Origin of the sequence: Pseudomonas sp. NPDC087029, from assembly GCF_044745345.1 — a bacterium.
GTDB lineage: Bacteria > Pseudomonadota > Gammaproteobacteria > Pseudomonadales > Pseudomonadaceae > Aquipseudomonas > Aquipseudomonas faucium.
In genome coordinates this window covers 79997-96461 of record NZ_JBIVAB010000003.1, presented here as the reverse complement: position 1 = coordinate 96461, position 16465 = coordinate 79997, and the positions used below count along the sequence as shown (strand labels likewise).

Genomic DNA, 16465 nt, shown 5'->3' with positions numbered 1-16465 from the left:
AGGCCCTATCGCCGGCAAGCCGGCTCCCACAGCTATTTGTAGGAGCCGGCTTGCCGGCGATAGGGCCCTTGGTTCACCCCATCAGTCAGCCTTCTTCTCCGCCGTCTTCAATTCCTTGATCCGTTGATCGATCAGCTGACACTTGTCGGGCAAGTCCTTGCTCGCCGTCCCCAGCTCCATCCCCTGGAGCTCATCATTGATTTCCTTGGCCTTCTGCGGGTTCTGCTCGGTGAGCTGACTGACCAGCCCAGCCAGCTCCTCACGTTTCTGTGTCGCCTCTTCCGGCGTGCAGGCCCAGGCGGGCAGGGCGCAGAACAAAGCAGTGGCACAGGCGATGCGCAGCAGCGGTTTCATCCTTAACTACCTCCGGCAGTGGGTATGCCCGGTGGAGGTGTGCATGGGCCGGCAAGTTCAGTGCTCGCGACCGATGGTGGCCGAGAAGAAATCGCGCGTTGTCGTAGTCCTTTTCTGAACGGCACTGAAAAGCCGTGTGGCGATCTTGATGCCTGGACCGCCCTTCACTAGCCTCGCTGTCAAACAGGAGGTATCGTATGTACAAGTGTAAATACGGAGCGTCCCATGTTCTTTGAGTGGGACGAGGCGAAAAACCAGATCAATATCCGCAAGCATGGCATCGACTTCAGCGATGTTCCGGACATGTTCAACCACCCCATGCTGATTCGCCGGGATAGTTGCGTGGAATATGGAGAGGAACGCTGGGTCAGCCTTGGCTGGTTGAAGTCACTGATAGGCGTGGTCGTTTACACGGAACGGCAAGGTGAAATCATTCGGATCATTTCCGCACGCAAAGCCACCAAATGGGAGGCCAAACATTATGACCAATACATCGAAGACTGATTGGGCGCGGCTGGCCCGGCAGGACGACAAGGATATCGATACCTCGGATATCCCCGAGCTGGGTGAAGACTTTTTCCGACAGGCCGAACTGCGCGTACCTGCCAAGCAAACGGTGACGATCAGGCTCGACGCCGATGTGCTCGCCTGGTTCAAAGCGCAAGGGGCGGGGTATCAGACACGGATCAACCAGTTGCTGCGCCAGTACATGCAAGCCCAGCAGCGAGATCGCTGATTCTTTCGGAACGCCGCCGATCCCCCATGGGTCCCAAGCTGTGTACCCCTTCGTCCACAGCAAGAGGCCATCGCCATGAGCACCACTTACGACTGGGACCTGATCGAGCGCTTGCTGCACGAGGTGCAGAACGGTGCCGGTCACAACTTCACGCCTCGCCCCTATGCCGAGCAGCACGCTGCGGCGCTGGCCGCCGAAGGGCAGCCGGTGGGGGACATCGACCACCTGAAAACTCGCGCCTGCGAGTACGAAAAGTTACTTTTTGAGCGCGGTTTCATCGACAGTCGGGCGCCGGAGGACGGCGGCAATGGCGAGAACTTCGTGCTCACCGAGCGCGGTTCGCGGCTGCTGAGCCTGCTCGACAGCAGCATTCCGGGCTTCGAACACCCGCGCCAGGTGCTGGACGAACAGGAAGATGCCCTGGATGAAGCCACCTTCGACCGGGTGTCTGCCAAGGCGCAGATCGCTTGAAGTCGTTTTGAGACTGGCAAGGGTGGGCCAGGAAAACCGATAATCGGTCTTTCCTGAACACTGCCGAGCCTTTGCCCATGCCATCGATCACCCTGGAGGGCCGCCCATGAGCGCGGCCCGCAAGAACCCTGACGCCTTTGCCTTCCAGGTGATGCTGGGCCTGTGCCTGCTCTGGGGTTGCCAGCAAGTCCTGATCAAGACCGCGGCGGTCGATATCGCCCCGGTGATGCAGGCCGCCCTGCGCAATGGCCTGGCCGCCGTGCTGGTGGGCCTGCTCTTGTGCTGGCGCGGTGGCTGGGGGCAAGTGGGCACGACCTGGCGCGCCGGGCTGCTGGCCGGTGGGTTGTTTGGCCTGGAGTTCCTGTTCATCGCCGAGGGCCTGAAGCTGACCTCGGCGGCGCATATGTCGGTATTCCTCTATACCGCGCCGGTATTCACCGCCCTGGGGCTGCACTTCATGTTGCCCAGCGAGCGCCTGCGCTGGCTGCAGTGGATGGGCATCCTGCTGGCGTTCGGCGGCATTGCTACCGCGTTCGCCGGGGGCGTGTCGTTCGAGCAGATGGACGGGCGCATGCTGCTCGGCGATGCGCTGGGCGTGCTGGCTGGCCTGGCGTGGGGCGCGACGACCGTGGTGGTGCGCGGCTCGCGGTTGTCGGAGGCGCCGGTAACGCTGACGTTGTTCTACCAGTTGGCGGTGGGCTTTGCCGGGCTGTTGCTGATTGCCTTGCTCAGCGGGCAGATCGGCGAGGTGGCGATGACGCCCTTGGCGGTTGGCAGCGTGCTGTTCCAGGGGATCATGGTGTCGTTCGTCAGCTACCTGACGTGGTTCTGGTTGCTGCGCAAGTACCTGGCCTCGAACCTGGCGGTGTTTTCGTTCATCACACCGTTGTTCGGGGTGACCTTTGGTGTGTTGCTGCTGGATGAACCTTTGAGCGTGAACTTTGTGCTCGGGGCGGTGATGGTGTTGCTGGGGGTGATCCTGGTCAGCGCCGAGCCCTGGGTGCGGCAGCAATTGCGCAGGTTTGTCGGTTGATCAGTATTGGCCCTATCGCCGGCAAGCCGGCTCCCACAGGTCACTCACAACGCTTGAGCATTGTGGGCAGCCTGTGGGAGCCGGCTTGCCGGCGATAGGGCCGGTTCAGACACCCCGGTTCATCAAGCTACCCGACCGGTAACCAGGGAAGCATTGGGGTTGCGGCTCCCCACAAGCACCAGCACCCCCGCCAGCCCCAGCCCAGCAGCTGCCAACACCAGCGCCGGCTGCAAGCCCCCGCTGTAATGGTTGCTCAAGGCAGCCAGCAGCGGCCCACTCAACTGCCCCAGTGCAAAGCAGGCCGTCAGCAGCCCGGCGTTGCGCTGCGTCGCATGCGGCGCCAGCTCCCGCGAGCGCTGCATCACCAGTTGCATGCAGGCCAGAAACGGTGTGCCGCAGAGCACCACACCCAGCGCCAGGCCAATCCCGCCCCCCATCAGGCAGGCCAGCACGCCCAGCCCCTGCAGCCACAAGGTGGCCGTCAACCAGGTGGACGTACGGCCCGAGCGCCGCGCACTCACCAGCACCACGCCGAGCGCCGCAGCCACGCCGAATGCCGGCCAGAACAGGTCAGCCATCCAGTGCCCGTGAAACTGCTGGTTGGCCATTTGCGACAGGAACGTGGCCGGCAGGATGTAACCCACGCCATACAGCGCATACACCAGGGCCAGGCGGCCAATGCCGACGCTGTGTGTCGCCCCCGGTTGCCCGCTGCTGGGCACTACGGCGGGCTCCAGCGCACGCGGCAGCCATGGGCGCACGGCCAGCAGCATGGCCAGCGCCGCCACCGCGTACACCAACCACAACGCCGCCGAGCTCAGCCCCAGCAGGTGCGCCGCCAGCGCCAGCAGGCCGGTAACGGCGATGCCCACGCCGGGCCCGGCGAACACCAGGGCACCCAGGCGTTGGCGCTGGCTGGCATTGGCGATCTGCTGGCTGAGGCTGGTGATCATCACCAGCACCCAGGCGCTGGCAACCCCGGTGCCGAAGCGCAGCAGCAGGTGGCTCCAGAAGCCGTCGGCGGCCCAGGAGGCCAGGGTCAGCAGCACGCACAGCCAAAGCCCGCCCTGCAGCCGCAGCCTGACCTGATTGGGCCGGCGGGCGAACATGGCATCGGCCGCGCCGATGAAGTAGCCCAGGTAGTTGGCGGCCGCCACCAGGCCGGCGGCCGTCAGGTCGAACTGGCCCTCGGCAATCAGCTGCGGCAGTTGCGGGGTGAGGGCGAAGCGGCCGATGCCCATGGCCATCATCAAGGCCACGGCGCTGGCCAGCAGTTGTACGAGCGGCGACATGGGAATACTCCTGCGCAAACGTTGAGCGATGGATGGCAGGGTAGGTCGGATTGACTTTCAGTAAAATTGAATAATGATGATGAAGTTGTTCAGTTTAGGAGAACGCCATGGAGTTCAGCCAACTGCGCATCTTCCAGGCGGTTGCCGAAGAAGGTTCGGTGACCCGCGCCGCCGAGCGGCTGCACCGGGTGCCGTCGAACCTGTCGACGCGCCTGCGCCAGCTCGAGGAGCAACTGGGCGTCGAGCTGTTCCTGCGTGAGCGCCAGCGCCTGCAGTTGTCGCCTGCGGGCAAGGTTTTGCTGGATTACGCCAACCGCCTGCAAGCGCTGCATGATGAGGCGGTGGCGGCGGTGCAGGGTGGCCAGCCGGCCGGCAACTTCGTGCTCGGCACCATGTACAGCACGGCGGCCATCCACCTGCCGGCGTTGCTGGCCCGCTACCACCAGGCGTACCCGGCGGTGAACCTGCAAGTGCAGGCCGCGCCCAGTGGCGAACTGCTCGAAGGCCTGCTCAGCCACCGCCTGGATGCCGCCCTGGTGGATGGACCGCCGAGCCTGGCCGGGCTGGATGGGGTGCGCTTGTGCGACGAGGTGTTGGTGCTGATCACCAGCCCCGAGCACCCGGCGGTGCACAGTGCCCGCGAGGTGGCCGGCAAGGCGGTGTTCACCTTCCGCCAGGGCTGCTCCTACCGCATGCGCCTGGAGGCCTGGTATGCCCATGCCCACACGCCCATGGGCCGGGTGATGGAAATCGAGTCGTACCAGAGCATGCTGGCCTGCGTGATCGCTGGCGCAGGGGTGGCGCTGATGGCGCAATCGATGCTCGACAGCCTGCCTGGCCGCGACCGGGTACGCGCCCATCGCCTGCAGGCGCCGTTCGATCATGCGCAAACCTGGTTGATGTGGCGCCAGGGCATGTGCGGGGCGAATTTGCAGGCGTGGATCGATTTGCAACAAAGCGAAACGATTAACCAATCGTCGGAATGCGCCGTTTCGGCTTGATCCGCGTCAAACTCGACCCCATCTGTAGGAACAAGGGCATGCGTAATACAGGACATAGGGCTATGATCTGTATGAAACATCGCAGGATTGATTGACCGTGAGGCTGACCCGTCAAGGGGGCACTATGAAAAACCAAATGTTCAACTGGCTCCATGACTTGGCTGTCGCGCTGGGGCTGATACCACCACCCCTGCAGCCGGTGCCGATCCCGACTGATGAAGAGCAGCGCCGGCGCCAGCCGCGTCGCCGCTGAAAAAGCAAAAAGGCCGCCGCATCAGCTTCGATGCAGCGGCCTTTTCGTTTGTGCAGGTTATCAGGCCAGTTTCACGGCACCGACTTCCTTGCGCGACAGCAGGCTCACCACTACGAAGCTCACCAAGCCAATTGCCAGGCTGTAGTAGATCGGCGTGTTGGCATCCAGGCCATCCTTGAACATGAACAGCAGCGCGGTGGCAAAGCCCAGCGACATGCTGCAGATGGCCCCTGCGGTGGTCGCACGCTTCCAGAAGATCGCGCCAATCAGCGGAATCAGCATGCCGCCCACCAGCAGGTTGTAGGCCAGGGTCAGGGCGCTGATCACATCGTTCACCGCCAGGGCGATACCCAGCACCACCAGGCCGGTGAGCAGGGTGAACAGGCGGTTGATGCCCAGGCTCGACTGCTTGCCGCCACGCAGCTTGGGCAGCAGGTCTTCGGTCAGGGTGGTCGATGCGGCCAGCAGGCCGGCACTGGCGGTCGACATCATTGCGGCCAGGGCGGCAGCCATCAGCAGGCCACGGATGCCTTCAGGCAGCTGGGTCTTGATCATCTCGGCGAAGGCGTTGTTGGGGTTGACCAAGTCCGGCATGATCACGTGCGCAGCCATGCCGATCAGGGCGCAGGCCAGGCCGTACAGCACGCAGTACACACCGGCGGTGGTACCGGCACGCTGGCAGACCTTCTCGTCACGGGCGGTGAACACCCGCTGCCAGATGTCCTGGCCGATCAGGATGCCGAAGAAGTAGATCAGGAAGTAGGTGATGATGGTGTCCCAGCCGATGCTGGTCCAGGCGAAGCTGGCCGCCGGCAACTTGGCTACCAGGGTGTCCCAGCCACCTGCCTTGTACAGGCACACCGGGAGCAGGATGAACATCAGGCCCACGGTCTTGATCACGAACTGGACGATGTCGGTCAGGGTCAGCGACCACATGCCGCCGATGGTCGAGTACACCACCACCACACCGCCGCCGAGCAGCAGCGACATCCAGAACGGCAGGTCGAGCAGCACTTGCAGCACGGTGCCCATGGCCAGGGTCGAGGTCACGCCGATCATCAGCGCATAGGCGAGCATGATCGCCGCGCTGGCCTGGCGTGCCATCGGGTTGTAGCGGCGCTCCAGTACCTGGGTCACGGTGAAGATCTTCAGGCGCAGCAGCGGTTTGGCGAGGAACAGGTTCAGGGCGATGATGCCCAGGCCCAGGGCTGCGCAGAGCCAGAAGCCGGAGATGCCGTGGACATAGCCCAGGCGCACGGTGCCGACGGTGGAAGCACCGCCCAGCACGGTGGTGGCCATGGTGCCCATGTACAGGGTCGGGCCGAGGTTGCGCCCGGCTACCAGGTAGTCTTCGTGGGTTTTTGCCCGACGCATGCCATACCAGCCCAGCCCGAGCATGCCGGCGGCATAGATCATTACAACGATGATGTCCAAGGCCATTGGGGGTCTCCCGATTATCTTTATTATGGCGAGATCGACCGCCCGGGCGCGTTCACGGCGCCAGGCGGTCTTGTCTTGTGTTGGCGGGCCTCAGTGGCCCTCCCAGATGGCTCCTGCCCGGGTGTAGCAGTGTCAGCGGCGCACGACGCCCGGCAGCACGCAGAGCATTTCGAACAACAGGTTGGCACCGAGCAGCGAGGTGTTGCCGGTGGTGTCGTAAGGCGGGGAGACTTCGACCAGGTCACAACCGATCAGGTCCAGGCCCTGGCAGCCGCGAATGATCTCCATCGCCTGGATGGTGGTCAAGCCGCCGATTTCCGGGGTGCCGGTGCCTGGGGCCCAGGCCGGGTCGATGCCGTCGATGTCGAACGACAGGTACACAGGGCCGCCGCCGACTTTTTCGCGCACTTCGGCCATCAGCGGCTCCAGCGACTTGTGCCAGCACTCTTCGGCCTGGACCACGCGGAAACCCTGGCGGCGGCTCCAGTTGAAGTCGTCGGCGGTGTAGCCCTGGGCGCGCAGGCCGATCTGCACCACGCGGTCGCAATCGAGCAGGCCTTCTTCCACGGCGCGGCGGAAGGTGGTGCCGTGGGCGATCTTCTCGCCGAACATGTGGTCGTTGACGTCGGCGTGGGCGTCGATGTGCACCAGGCCGATCTTGCCGTGCTTCTTGTGCAGGGCCCGCAGGATCGGCAGGGTGATGGTGTGGTCGCCACCCAGGGTCATGGGGATGACGTTGTGCTCGACGATCTCGTCGTAGGCTTCTTCGATGATGCGCACGGCGTCGAGCAGGTTGAAGGTGTTGATCGCCACGTCACCGATGTCGGCGACCGACAGCGAATCGAACGGCGCGGCGCCGGTGGCCATGTTGTACGGGCGGATCATCACCGATTCGGCGCGGATCTGGCGTGGGCCGAAGCGGGTGCCGGAGCGCAGCGAGGTGCCGATGTCCAGGGGCACGCCGATGAACGCGGCGTCCAGGCCTTGGGCACTTTGCAGGTGGGGGAGACGGAGCATGGTGGCGATGCCGCCGAAACGCGGCATTTCGTTGCCGCCCAGTGGTTGGTGGAGAACTTTGTCCACGGTGGGCCTCATCAGTCGGTCGATTGTTTTGTTTGTTCGAACCTGTGCCGCCGCGCGCCTCGAGTGTGGTTCAGCCGGCGGGCAGGGACATTTCGGCCAAGTCTGCGCAAGGTAGTGCCTGCGACAAATCGCTACAGGCAAATACTTACTTCATGAATTTCTAAACTAACCGCCGCCGATGCGGTTAGACTGCGCGCAATCCACCCTGCGGAACCGTTGCACCATGGCCTCGACCCTGCCCGACCTGAAACTGCTGCGCATCTTCATCAGCGTGGTGCGCCACCAGGGCTTCGCCAATGCCCAGCGCGAGCTCAACCTGTCGACTTCGGCCATCAGCACCTACATGAGCCAGCTCGAAGGGGCGCTGGGCATTGTCCTGTGCCACCGCGGGCGCGGCGGTTTCAGCCTGACCAGCAAGGGCGAGCTGTTTCACCAGGAGACCTTGCGCCTGCTGGCCGAGCTGGATGGTTTCGAGCAGTACGCCGCCGCGCTCAAGGGCGAGTTGCGCGGCACGCTCAACCTCGGGGTGATCGACTCCACGGTCGGCGACCGGGCGCTGCCCTTGGCCGAGGCCATCGGCGCCTACAGCCAGGAACACCCGGCGGTGCACCTGCACCTGTCGGTGTCCAGCCCTTACGAACTGCAGCTTGGCGTGCAGGACAACCGCCTCGACCTGGCCATCGGTGCGTTCTCCTCGCGCATGAGCGGCCTGGTCTATCAGCCGCTGTACCGCGAGCAGCACTGGCTGTACTGCAGCAGCCGCCACCCCTTGTACGCCGAGCGGCGCATCCCGGAGCCTGTGGTCACCCAGCAGCGCATGGTCGGGCGCGGTTACTGGAGCCAGGCGGAGCTGGCCCGGCATGGCTTCAAGCACAGTGCGGCGACGGTGGAGAGCATGGAGGCGCAGTTGATCCTGATCCTGTCCGGCGCCTATATCGGCTACCTGCCCGAACACTACGCCCAGGCCTGGGTCGACAAGGGCGACTTGCGCGTGCTTTCTCCGGCGACTTTCGGCTATCAGGCGCCATTTTCATTGATCATCCGCCGCGGCCGTAGCCGTGAACCGTTGATCCAGACCTTCCGCGACCTACTCAAGAGCCAGCTCAACGTCGGCTGACTTTGGCCGGTAGTGGGCATTCCGTCGGGAGAACCCACTGCGCGACAAAACCTGACCTCATTCGTACTGGCGTTCTGCTAAACCTTTACTTGCCTTGATGATTTTTCCCCTCATCTATACAAGCAAGGACAGCCCAGATGCGCATGAATTTGCCTGTCACGGAGCACGAAAGAACGTTTTCCAGCGACCAGCGTCTGATTTCCACCACCGACCTCAACAGCCGCATCACCTATTGCAACGACGCGTTCGTGGCCATCAGCGGGTTCACCTACGACGAGCTGGTCGGCCAAACCCACAACCTGGTGCGCCACCCCGACATGCCGCCGTCGGTGTTCGGCCATATGTGGGAGACCATCAAGCAGGGCAAGCCGTGGATGGGCGTGGTCAAGAACCGCGCCAAGAACGGCGACTTCTACTGGGTCAGCGCCTACGTCACCGCCATCTACGAGAACGGCCGCATCAGCGGCTACGAGTCGGTGCGGTCGGTGCCCAGCCGCGAGCAGATCCGCCGCGCCGAAGCACTGTATGCGCGGTTGCGCGGCGGGCGCCCGGCAGTGCCATGGGCGGCCCGCGCGGGGCATGGCCTGGGGCAGGGCTGGCCGTTGATCGGCGCCGGGCTGCTGTCTGCGGCGGCTTACCTGTGGTTGCCGGCCTATGCGGCGCTGGGCGTGCTGATGGCCAGCCTGCTGGTGGCCTGGTACCTGGTCGAGAACCGCCAGAGCCAGGCCATCCGCCGCACCCTCGCCGAACACCCCAAGGCCTTCACCAGCCCGCTGGTGGCCCTGACCTACAGCGACAACCCGGGCCTGCGCGGCCAGCTCGACCTGGCGATCATCAGCGAGGAAGCCCGCCTGCAAACGGCGCTGACCCGCCTGGTGGATGCGGGTATCGGGGTGAAATCGCGGGCTGCGCAGTCGGCCGGCTTGTCCGATGCTCAGGCCCAGATGCTCGACCGCCAGCGCAGCGAGACCGACCAATCGGCCACGGCCATCGCGCAAATGGCGGCGACCATCCAGGAAGTCACGCACAACGTGCAGAGCACGGCGCATGCTGCAGGCGATGCCGACCAGCTCGCCCAGCACGGCAGCGAGCTGGCGCAGCAGAGCCTCAAGGCCATGGGCAGCATGAGCGAGGCGGTGAACGACATCGGCCAGGCGGTCAATGCCCTGGCCGAGCAGACCCAGTCGATCGGCAGCGTGGTCGATACCATCACCTCGATCGCCGAGCAGACCAACCTGCTGGCGCTCAATGCCGCGATCGAGGCGGCGCGGGCGGGTGAGCAGGGCAGGGGTTTTGCGGTGGTGGCCGACGAGGTGCGCTCGCTGGCCCAGCGCACGCGCACCTCCACCGAAGAAATCCACCAGATCATCGCCTCGCTGCGCAGCGGTGCCGAGCATGCGGTGAGCACGGCCAACCGCGGCGAGCAGATTTCCCGCGACAGCGTGCAGAGCGTCGAGGCGGTGCAATCGGCGCTGGCGGGTATCGCCCAGGCGGTGAGCCGCATCACCGGCATGAGCCAGCAGATGGCGACCGCCTCGGAGCAGCAGAGCCACGTGGCCGAAGACATCAACCAGCAGATCGTGCGCATTGCCCAGCTGTGCGATCAGAGTGCGGGGCAGGCCAAGCAAGGGGCGCAAATCAGCCAGGACCTCGAGCGCATGGCCGAGTACCTGCACAGCCTGGCGGAGCGGTTCAATCGCTGAGGGGTTAGCCGGGAGTTTGGTGTTGATGTTGAGATCGAGCGCCGCCCGCGCGGCGCATCGCGGATAAATCCGCTCCCACATTTGTTGCAACGTGCCGCGGTCTGCCAGGCCATGGTTGCCCGCCTTCGGCGCCCGCCGAGAAATGGCGTCGTACAAACAAGGCTCACAACCATGGCCTATCAGGCATAGGTACGTTGCAACAAATGTAGGAGCGGATTTATCCGCGATGCGCCGCGCGGGCGGCGCTCGATCGACAGGACGACATCGCACACCAGCCGAGCCCCCGCAGCCCCACCGCTCTGTGGCAAACTGCGCCCCGTAAGGAGAGCCCCATGCCCAGACCCCGCTGCGAACGCTGCCAGCGCCCGCTCGATCACTGCCTTTGCCCACTGATCCCCACCCTCGACAGCCGCACCCGCGTGGTCCTGTTGCAGCACCCCAGTGAAACCGCCCACGCCTTGAACACCGCCCGCCTGGCCGCGCTTGGCCTGGTCAATGCCCAATTGCGCATCGGCGAGGTGTTCGATGACCTCGACGAGTTACTGGGCACCCCGGGATATCGGCCGGTACTGCTATTCCCAGGCGATCAAGCCCAGGTACTGACCGCCTATGGCGAAGCGGATGACACCCCGCTGCTGTTGATCGTGCCCGATGGCACCTGGCGCAAGGCGCGCAAGATGCTGTATCTGAACCCGCTGCTGGCGGCGTTGCCCAGGGTGACGCTGGGCCAGCTGGCACCCTCGCGCTATCGACTGCGCAAGGCGCCGGAGCCGGGGGCGGTGTCGACCCTCGAAGCGGTAGTGCAGGCGTTGAATGTGCTGGAGCAGCCAGCCAGTTTCGATGCGCTGCTGCGGCCGTTCGAGGCATTGATCGAGGGGCAGATCAAGGCCATGGGGCTTGAGACGTTCGAGCGTAACCATGGTGATGGTTAGGCCTGATATGGCCTCATCGCCGGCACAGGCCACTCAACGCTCGCGCAGTGCCTCGGTCCGGGCCTTGAGCACCGGCTTGAGCAGGTAATCCAGCACGCTCTTCTGCCCGGTGATGATATCCACCGTGGCCACCATCCCCGGGATGATCAGCAGCGGCTTGTTGTCCCCGCCCAGGTGGTTCTTCTCGGTGCGCACCTGGATCAGGTAGAACGCATTGCCCTTGTCGTCGGTGACGGTATCGGCACTGATCAGCTCGAGCTTGGCCTTGAGCCCGCCGTAGATGGTGTAGTCGTAGGCACTGAACTTGACCATCGCCGGCTGCCCTGGGTGCAGGAACGCCACATCCTGCGGGCGCACCTTGGCCTCGATCAGCAGGTTGTCCTCGATCGGCACGATCTCCACCAGGTCACTGCCCGGCTGCACCACGCCGCCGATGGTGTTGACCTTGAGCAGCTTGACGATGCCGCGTACCGGCGACACCACCGTGGTGCGGTTGACCCGGTCGTCGATGGCGATGCTGGTGGCGGTGATCTTGGAAAGCTCGGTGCGCTTGTCGTTGAGTTCCTTGGCCGCGTCGGAGCGGAAGCTCGCGTCGGACTCCTGGATCTTGCTGCGGATCTCCGCCACCGCCGCCTCGGCCCGGGGGATGGCCAGGCTGGTGGCGTTGAGCTGGCCGCGGGCTTCGACCGTGCGCTGCTTGAGGCGCAGTATCTCCACCGGCGAGATGGCGCCCTTGCTCACCAGCGGCGAGGACATGTCCAGCTCCTGCTGCAGCAGGCCCACCGCCGAGCGGTACTGATCAACCTTGGAGCGGAATTCGGCCAGCTCCTGGGTCTTTTGCCGCAGCTGTTCGTTGAGGGTCTGCTTTTCGCTGGCCAGCCGGCGCTGGCGCGAGTCGTACAGGGAGGTTTCGTCCTCGGCCACCTGCGGCGCCTTGGCGCGCACTTCGTCAGACAGCACGAACGGGCGGCCTTCGGCTTCGGCCGACAGCCGCTCCACCTGGGCGGTCAAGGCATAGCGGTCGGCTTCGCTTTCGCCCTTGTTGGACTTGAAGCGGGTGTCATCCAGGCGCAGCAGGGTGGCGCCTTTTTCCACCATCTGCCCTTCGCGCACGAAGATTTCGGTGACGATGCCGCCTTCCAGGTTCTGCACCACCTGGACCTTGCTCGAAGGGATCGCCTTGCCTTCGCCGACGGTCACCTCGTCGAGCCTCGCCAGGCTCGCCCAGACCAGCGCCACCAGCAGCAGCGCCGCCGCCAGCCACACGGTCAGGCGCGACAGGCGTGGCGAGTCCTGCAGGGTGGCGCCGGCCAGCTCCGGCATGTAGTCGCGCTCGGCGCGCTTGTCGGAACCTGTGTGGGTACTGCGCACGTTGTGGCCGATGGACATGCAAACCTCCTAGAGCGCCGCGCCGATGCGGCCCTTGCGCAGGGCGTCGATGACCGAATCCTTCGGCCCGTCGGCGACGATCTTGCCGTTGTCCAGCACCAGCAGCCGGTCCACCAGGCTGAGCATCGAGGTGCGGTGGGTCACCAGCAGCAGGGTCTTGCCTGGTACCCAGGCCGACAGGCGCTGGCGCAGTTGTTCTTCGCTGCTGTTGTCCATGTGGCTGGTGGGTTCGTCGAGGATCAGGATCGGCGGCTCCAGCAGCAGCGCCCGGGCCAGCAGCACCGCCTGGCGCTGGCCGCCGGATAGCAGCTGGCCGCGCTCGCCCACCGGGCGCTCGAAGCCGTGCGGGTGCTGCCGGGCCAGCTCGCTGACGCCGGTCAGCTCGGCCACTTCGAGCATGCGCGCATCGCTGATGTGGCGGGCGCCCAGGGTCAGGTTGTCGCGCAGGCTGCCGGCCAGCAGCGGCAGGTCGTGGGCGACGTAGCCGAGCTGGCTGCGCAGGTCGGCGATGTCCAGTTGGCGCAGGTCGAGGTTGTCGAGCAGGACCTGGCCGTCATCGGGGTGATGAAAGCCCATCAGCAGCCGGCCCAGGGTGCTCTTGCCCGAGCCGCTGCGGCCGATGATGCCGATGCGCTCGCCGGGCTTGATGGCCAGGGTCACGTCCTGCAGCGCCGGGCTGGTTTGCCCGGGGTAGCGGAAGCTGACATGGCTCAGGGCCAGGCCGCCCTTGAGCGCGGTGTGCTCCAGCGCCTGCTGTTCGGCCTGGCGCTCCTGGGGCAGGGCCATCAGCGCGTCGGTGCTGCGCATGGTCAGTTGTGCTTGCTGGTAGCGGGTGATCAGCCCGGCGATCTGGCCAAGCGGGGCCAGCACGCGGCTGCCGAGCATGTAGCTGGCGACCAGGGCGCCGACGCTGAGGTTGCCGGCGATGATGCTGTACACCCCGGCGACGATGGTGGCCATGCCGCAGAACTGCTGGATGAACAAGGTGCCGTTGCTGGCCAGCGACGACAAGTTGCGGGCGTGGGCGTCGAGCCGGGCGATGGCGCCGTTGGTGTGTTCCCACTGGTATTGGCGCTCGCTCTCGGCGCCGCAGGCCTTGAGGGTTTCCAGGCCGCCGAGGGTTTCGATCAGCAGCGCCTGGCGCACGGCGCCGAGGCTCAGGCTTTTTTCCACGGTGTCGCGCAGGCGCGCCTGGATCAGCAGGGCGAAGCCCACTGCCAGGGGGAAGGCGATCAGCGGGATCAGCACCAGCCAGCCACCGAGCAGGCCGATCACCAGCAGCATCAGGGCCACGAACGGCAGGTCGATGATGCTGGTCAGGGTCACGGCGGTGAGGAATTCGCGCAGGCCCTGGAAGTCGTGGATGCTCTGGGCGAAGCCGCCGATGGTGGCGGGCTTGGCCTTCATGGCCATGCCGGTGATGCGCTCGAACAGGGTGGCGGAGAGGATCAGGTCGGTCTTCTTGCCGGCCTGGTCCAGCAAGTGCGCGCGGACCATGCGCAGCACCAGTTCGAAGGCGGTGCCGATGAACAGGCCGGCAACCAGCATCCACAAGGTCGAGAGTGCCTGGTTGGGCACCACGCGGTCGTAGGTCTGCATGACGAACAGCGGCACCATCAGGCCCAGCAGGTTGATCAGCAGGCTGGCCAGCAGGGCATCGCCGTACAGCCAGCGGGAATGGCGCAGGGTGTCGCGGAACCAGGCATCGACCCGCGGCAGCAGCGGTGCGCGCAGGTTCTCCAGGGTGTGCCGTGGCCGTGCGAACAGGGCGTGCCCGCTGTAGGCCTGGGCCAGTGCCTCGCGTTCGAGCCACTGCTCGCCGCCGCCGGCCTCGCACGGCAGCACCAGCGCCCGGCCATCCTCGCCCCAGCGCTGCAGCACGGCGCTGCGGCCATCGTTGAGCAGCAGCAGTACCGGCAGGTTCAGCGCCGAGATGGCCTCCAGCTCACGGGCCAGCACGCGCCCTTGCAGGCCGGCGCGGGCGGCCGCCCGGGGCAGCAGGTCTGCGCCCAGGCGTTGCTGGGCCAGGGGCAGGCCGCTGCTGAGGCTGGCGCGGCTGGCCGGGCAGCCATGCAGGCGGCACAGGATCAGCAAACCATCGAGCAGCGGGTCATCGACATCGGGGCGCGGCTGCGCACTTTGCATACTGGTCACGATGAACTACTCCCGCCTCGGTGGATGGGGTGTGACGCTGGGTGCGCGCGCCTGCCGCGCCGGGTGATCAGCGCATGTCGGGCAGCTTGGCCTGGTTGCGCACTTCACTCTGGGCAATGGCTTCGGGCGGCAGCGAAACGCGCTGCTTGCTCAGCAGCTCGCCCATGGTCGCCAGCACCCGGTACATCGAGAACTCCTCGGTGTAGCGCACTTCGGTGTAGCGGCGGTTGGCGTTGTACAGCTCGTTTTCGCTGTCGAGCACGTCGAGCAGGGTGCGTTGGCCGAGGCCGAACTGGTCCTGGTAGGCGGCGCGTACACGTTGGGTGGTTTCGGCATATTCGCGGGCAGTCGGGGTTTGCTTGCGCGCGTTGTTCATGGCGTTCCAGGCCAGGCTGAGGTTTTCGGTCAGCTCGCGCAGGGCGTTGTTACGCACGTCCATGGCCTGGTTGATCTTGTGCGCGTCCGACTGCAGGCGAGCCTTGTCACTGCCGCCGCGGAACAGGTTGTAGTTGAGCTCGACGCCGGCTTGCCAGTCGTTGTTGCTGTGGCCTTTCTCGCCGCCCAGGTTGTTGTTGGCACCGGTGGCCAGCACCGCATCCAGGCGCGGGTAGAAGGGCGACTTGGCCACTTCGTACTGCTGCTCGGCAGCGTTGACGTCGGCCTGGGCCGATTTCAGGTAGGGGTTGTTTTCCAGCATGCCCTGGCGCGCCAGGTCGAGGCCGGTGGGCACTTCGCCCTTGATCGTGACCGGGGCTTCCAGCTCGTCGGGCATGCGCCCGACCACGCTGTAGAAGTTGGCCTCGGCGTCGGCCAGGTCGACTTCGGCGGTGTCCAGGTTGTTTTCTGCCAGGGCGCGACGGGCGCGGGACTGGTCGAGGTCGGCGGTGCTGCCCACGCCGCGCTCGCTGCGCAGGCCGATCTGGTCGTTGACGCGCATGTGCGCTTGCAGGTTGTTCTTGGCCAGGGTCACCAGCTCACGGCGCTTGAGTACTTCCAGGTACACCTCGATGGCGCGCAGGGCCACGGTTTCGGCAGTGGCCTGGGTGTAGTAGGCGCGCGAGTTGACCACCGCTTCGGTGCGGCCGACTTCGTTAGGGGTGTTGAAGCCGTCGAACAGCATCTGCCGCAGGCGCAGTTCCGACTGGGTGTAGTTGAGGGTTTCCTTGCCGTGGTTGCTAGTGCCGTCGGGGTTCACGGTGCGGGTGTTGAGGTTGTCCGAGCGCTGGCGGCCATAGCCGGCAACCAGGTCCACTGAGGGGTAGTAACCGCCACGCGCGAATTTCACGTCTTCGTCGGCCGACAGCCGGCTGTTGCGGCTGGCGCTGATCTCCGGGTGATGGTCCACGGCGTTCTGGACGGCTTCGTTGAGTGACATCGCCTGAACGTTGGCGCACGCCATGGCCAACAGAATTGCACTGGTGATGGGGTTGAAAACGCGCATGGGGTACTTCTCCCTGGTCTTTAAAAGGTGCTGCTGTTCGTCAAAAAAGTGACGATAAAAGGCATT

At 65.2% G+C, this 16465-nt stretch carries 16 protein-coding genes; 9 read left to right on the top strand and 7 right to left on the bottom strand.

Annotation, left to right across the window (positions count from 1 at the left end):
* Positions 1-81: 81 nt before the first annotated feature.
* The gene (locus ACIPG5_RS06255) at positions 82-354 is read right to left on the bottom strand and encodes a hypothetical protein (protein WP_176517759.1); all 273 of its coding nucleotides are present in this window, start codon (positions 352-354) and stop codon (positions 82-84) included.
* A gap of 225 nt (positions 355-579) precedes the next feature.
* On the opposite strand from ACIPG5_RS06255, the gene ACIPG5_RS06250 reads away from it, so the two are divergent.
* The 4 genes from ACIPG5_RS06250 (at position 580) to ACIPG5_RS06235 (ending at position 2594) form a co-directional block, all read left to right on the top strand.
* Entirely contained in the window at positions 580-858 is a 279-nt protein-coding gene (locus ACIPG5_RS06250) for a BrnT family toxin (protein WP_401373824.1), read from the top strand.
* Positions 836-1090 carry a BrnA antitoxin family protein gene (locus ACIPG5_RS06245; RefSeq protein ID WP_176517761.1) on the top strand — a complete coding sequence of 85 codons (255 nt, stop codon included), beginning with the start codon at positions 836-838 and terminating at the stop codon, positions 1088-1090. Before ACIPG5_RS06250 ends, ACIPG5_RS06245 begins: the two co-directional genes overlap by 23 nt.
* Positions 1091-1165: 75 nt before the next feature.
* Positions 1166-1561 (top strand): transcriptional regulator, encoded by a 396-nt coding sequence (locus ACIPG5_RS06240; RefSeq protein ID WP_176517762.1) that lies wholly within the window; start codon positions 1166-1168, stop codon positions 1559-1561.
* Positions 1562-1667: 106 nt separating this feature from the next.
* Complete coding sequence (locus tag ACIPG5_RS06235) at positions 1668-2594, top strand: DMT family transporter (RefSeq protein ID WP_176517763.1); 927 nt, start codon at positions 1668-1670, stop codon at positions 2592-2594.
* Between the two features lie 122 nt (positions 2595-2716).
* Here ACIPG5_RS06235 and ACIPG5_RS06230 read toward each other — a convergent pair whose 3' ends face one another.
* Entirely contained in the window at positions 2717-3886 is a 1170-nt protein-coding gene (locus tag ACIPG5_RS06230; RefSeq protein WP_401373823.1) for an MFS transporter, read from the bottom strand.
* Between the two features lie 107 nt (positions 3887-3993).
* Here ACIPG5_RS06230 and ACIPG5_RS06225 point away from each other — a divergent pair, with 107 nt between their 5' ends.
* Both ACIPG5_RS06225 and ACIPG5_RS06220 read left to right on the top strand, forming a co-directional pair.
* Entirely contained in the window at positions 3994-4887 is an 894-nt protein-coding gene (locus ACIPG5_RS06225) for a putrescine utilization regulator PtrR (RefSeq protein WP_236237606.1), read from the top strand.
* A 124-nt stretch (positions 4888-5011) separates the two neighbouring features.
* Positions 5012-5140 carry a PA1414 family protein gene (locus ACIPG5_RS06220; protein WP_008090807.1) on the top strand — a complete coding sequence of 43 codons (129 nt, stop codon included), beginning with the start codon at positions 5012-5014 and terminating at the stop codon, positions 5138-5140.
* Positions 5141-5200: 60 nt separating this feature from the next.
* Here the strand turns inward: ACIPG5_RS06220 and ACIPG5_RS06215 are convergent, their stop codons facing one another.
* Together ACIPG5_RS06215 and speB are read right to left on the bottom strand one after the other, a co-directional pair.
* Positions 5201-6580 (bottom strand): sodium:solute symporter, encoded by a 1380-nt coding sequence (locus tag ACIPG5_RS06215; protein WP_176517766.1) that lies wholly within the window; start codon positions 6578-6580, stop codon positions 5201-5203.
* Between the two features lie 132 nt (positions 6581-6712).
* Positions 6713-7663 carry an agmatinase gene (speB, locus tag ACIPG5_RS06210; protein ID WP_401373821.1) on the bottom strand — a complete coding sequence of 317 codons (951 nt, stop codon included), beginning with the start codon at positions 7661-7663 and terminating at the stop codon, positions 6713-6715.
* A gap of 223 nt (positions 7664-7886) precedes the next feature.
* On the opposite strand from speB, the gene ACIPG5_RS06205 reads away from it, so the two are divergent.
* From ACIPG5_RS06205 to ACIPG5_RS06195, 3 genes are all read left to right on the top strand, one after another.
* Entirely contained in the window at positions 7887-8780 is an 894-nt protein-coding gene (locus ACIPG5_RS06205; RefSeq protein WP_176517767.1) for a LysR family transcriptional regulator, read from the top strand.
* A 137-nt stretch (positions 8781-8917) separates the two neighbouring features.
* On the top strand, positions 8918-10483 hold the full coding sequence (locus ACIPG5_RS06200) for a PAS domain-containing methyl-accepting chemotaxis protein (protein WP_176517768.1): 1566 nt from the start codon (positions 8918-8920) through the stop codon (positions 10481-10483).
* Positions 10484-10815: 332 nt separating this feature from the next.
* Positions 10816-11415 carry a tRNA-uridine aminocarboxypropyltransferase gene (locus tag ACIPG5_RS06195; protein ID WP_236193575.1) on the top strand — a complete coding sequence of 200 codons (600 nt, stop codon included), beginning with the start codon at positions 10816-10818 and terminating at the stop codon, positions 11413-11415.
* 33 nt (positions 11416-11448) lie between these two features.
* Here ACIPG5_RS06195 and ACIPG5_RS06190 read toward each other — a convergent pair whose 3' ends face one another.
* The 3 genes from ACIPG5_RS06190 to ACIPG5_RS06180 form a co-directional block, all read right to left on the bottom strand.
* Positions 11449-12804 (bottom strand): HlyD family type I secretion periplasmic adaptor subunit, encoded by a 1356-nt coding sequence (locus ACIPG5_RS06190; RefSeq protein ID WP_176517770.1) that lies wholly within the window; start codon positions 12802-12804, stop codon positions 11449-11451.
* A 9-nt stretch (positions 12805-12813) separates the two neighbouring features.
* Positions 12814-14949, bottom strand: a complete 2136-nt coding sequence (locus tag ACIPG5_RS06185; protein WP_176517773.1) for a type I secretion system permease/ATPase — start codon at positions 14947-14949, stop codon at positions 12814-12816.
* 76 nt (positions 14950-15025) lie between these two features.
* Positions 15026-16399: a TolC family outer membrane protein gene (locus tag ACIPG5_RS06180; RefSeq protein WP_176517771.1), complete on the bottom strand. Its 1374-nt coding sequence runs from the start codon at positions 16397-16399 to the stop codon at positions 15026-15028.
* Between the last annotated feature and the right edge of the window lie 66 nt (positions 16400-16465).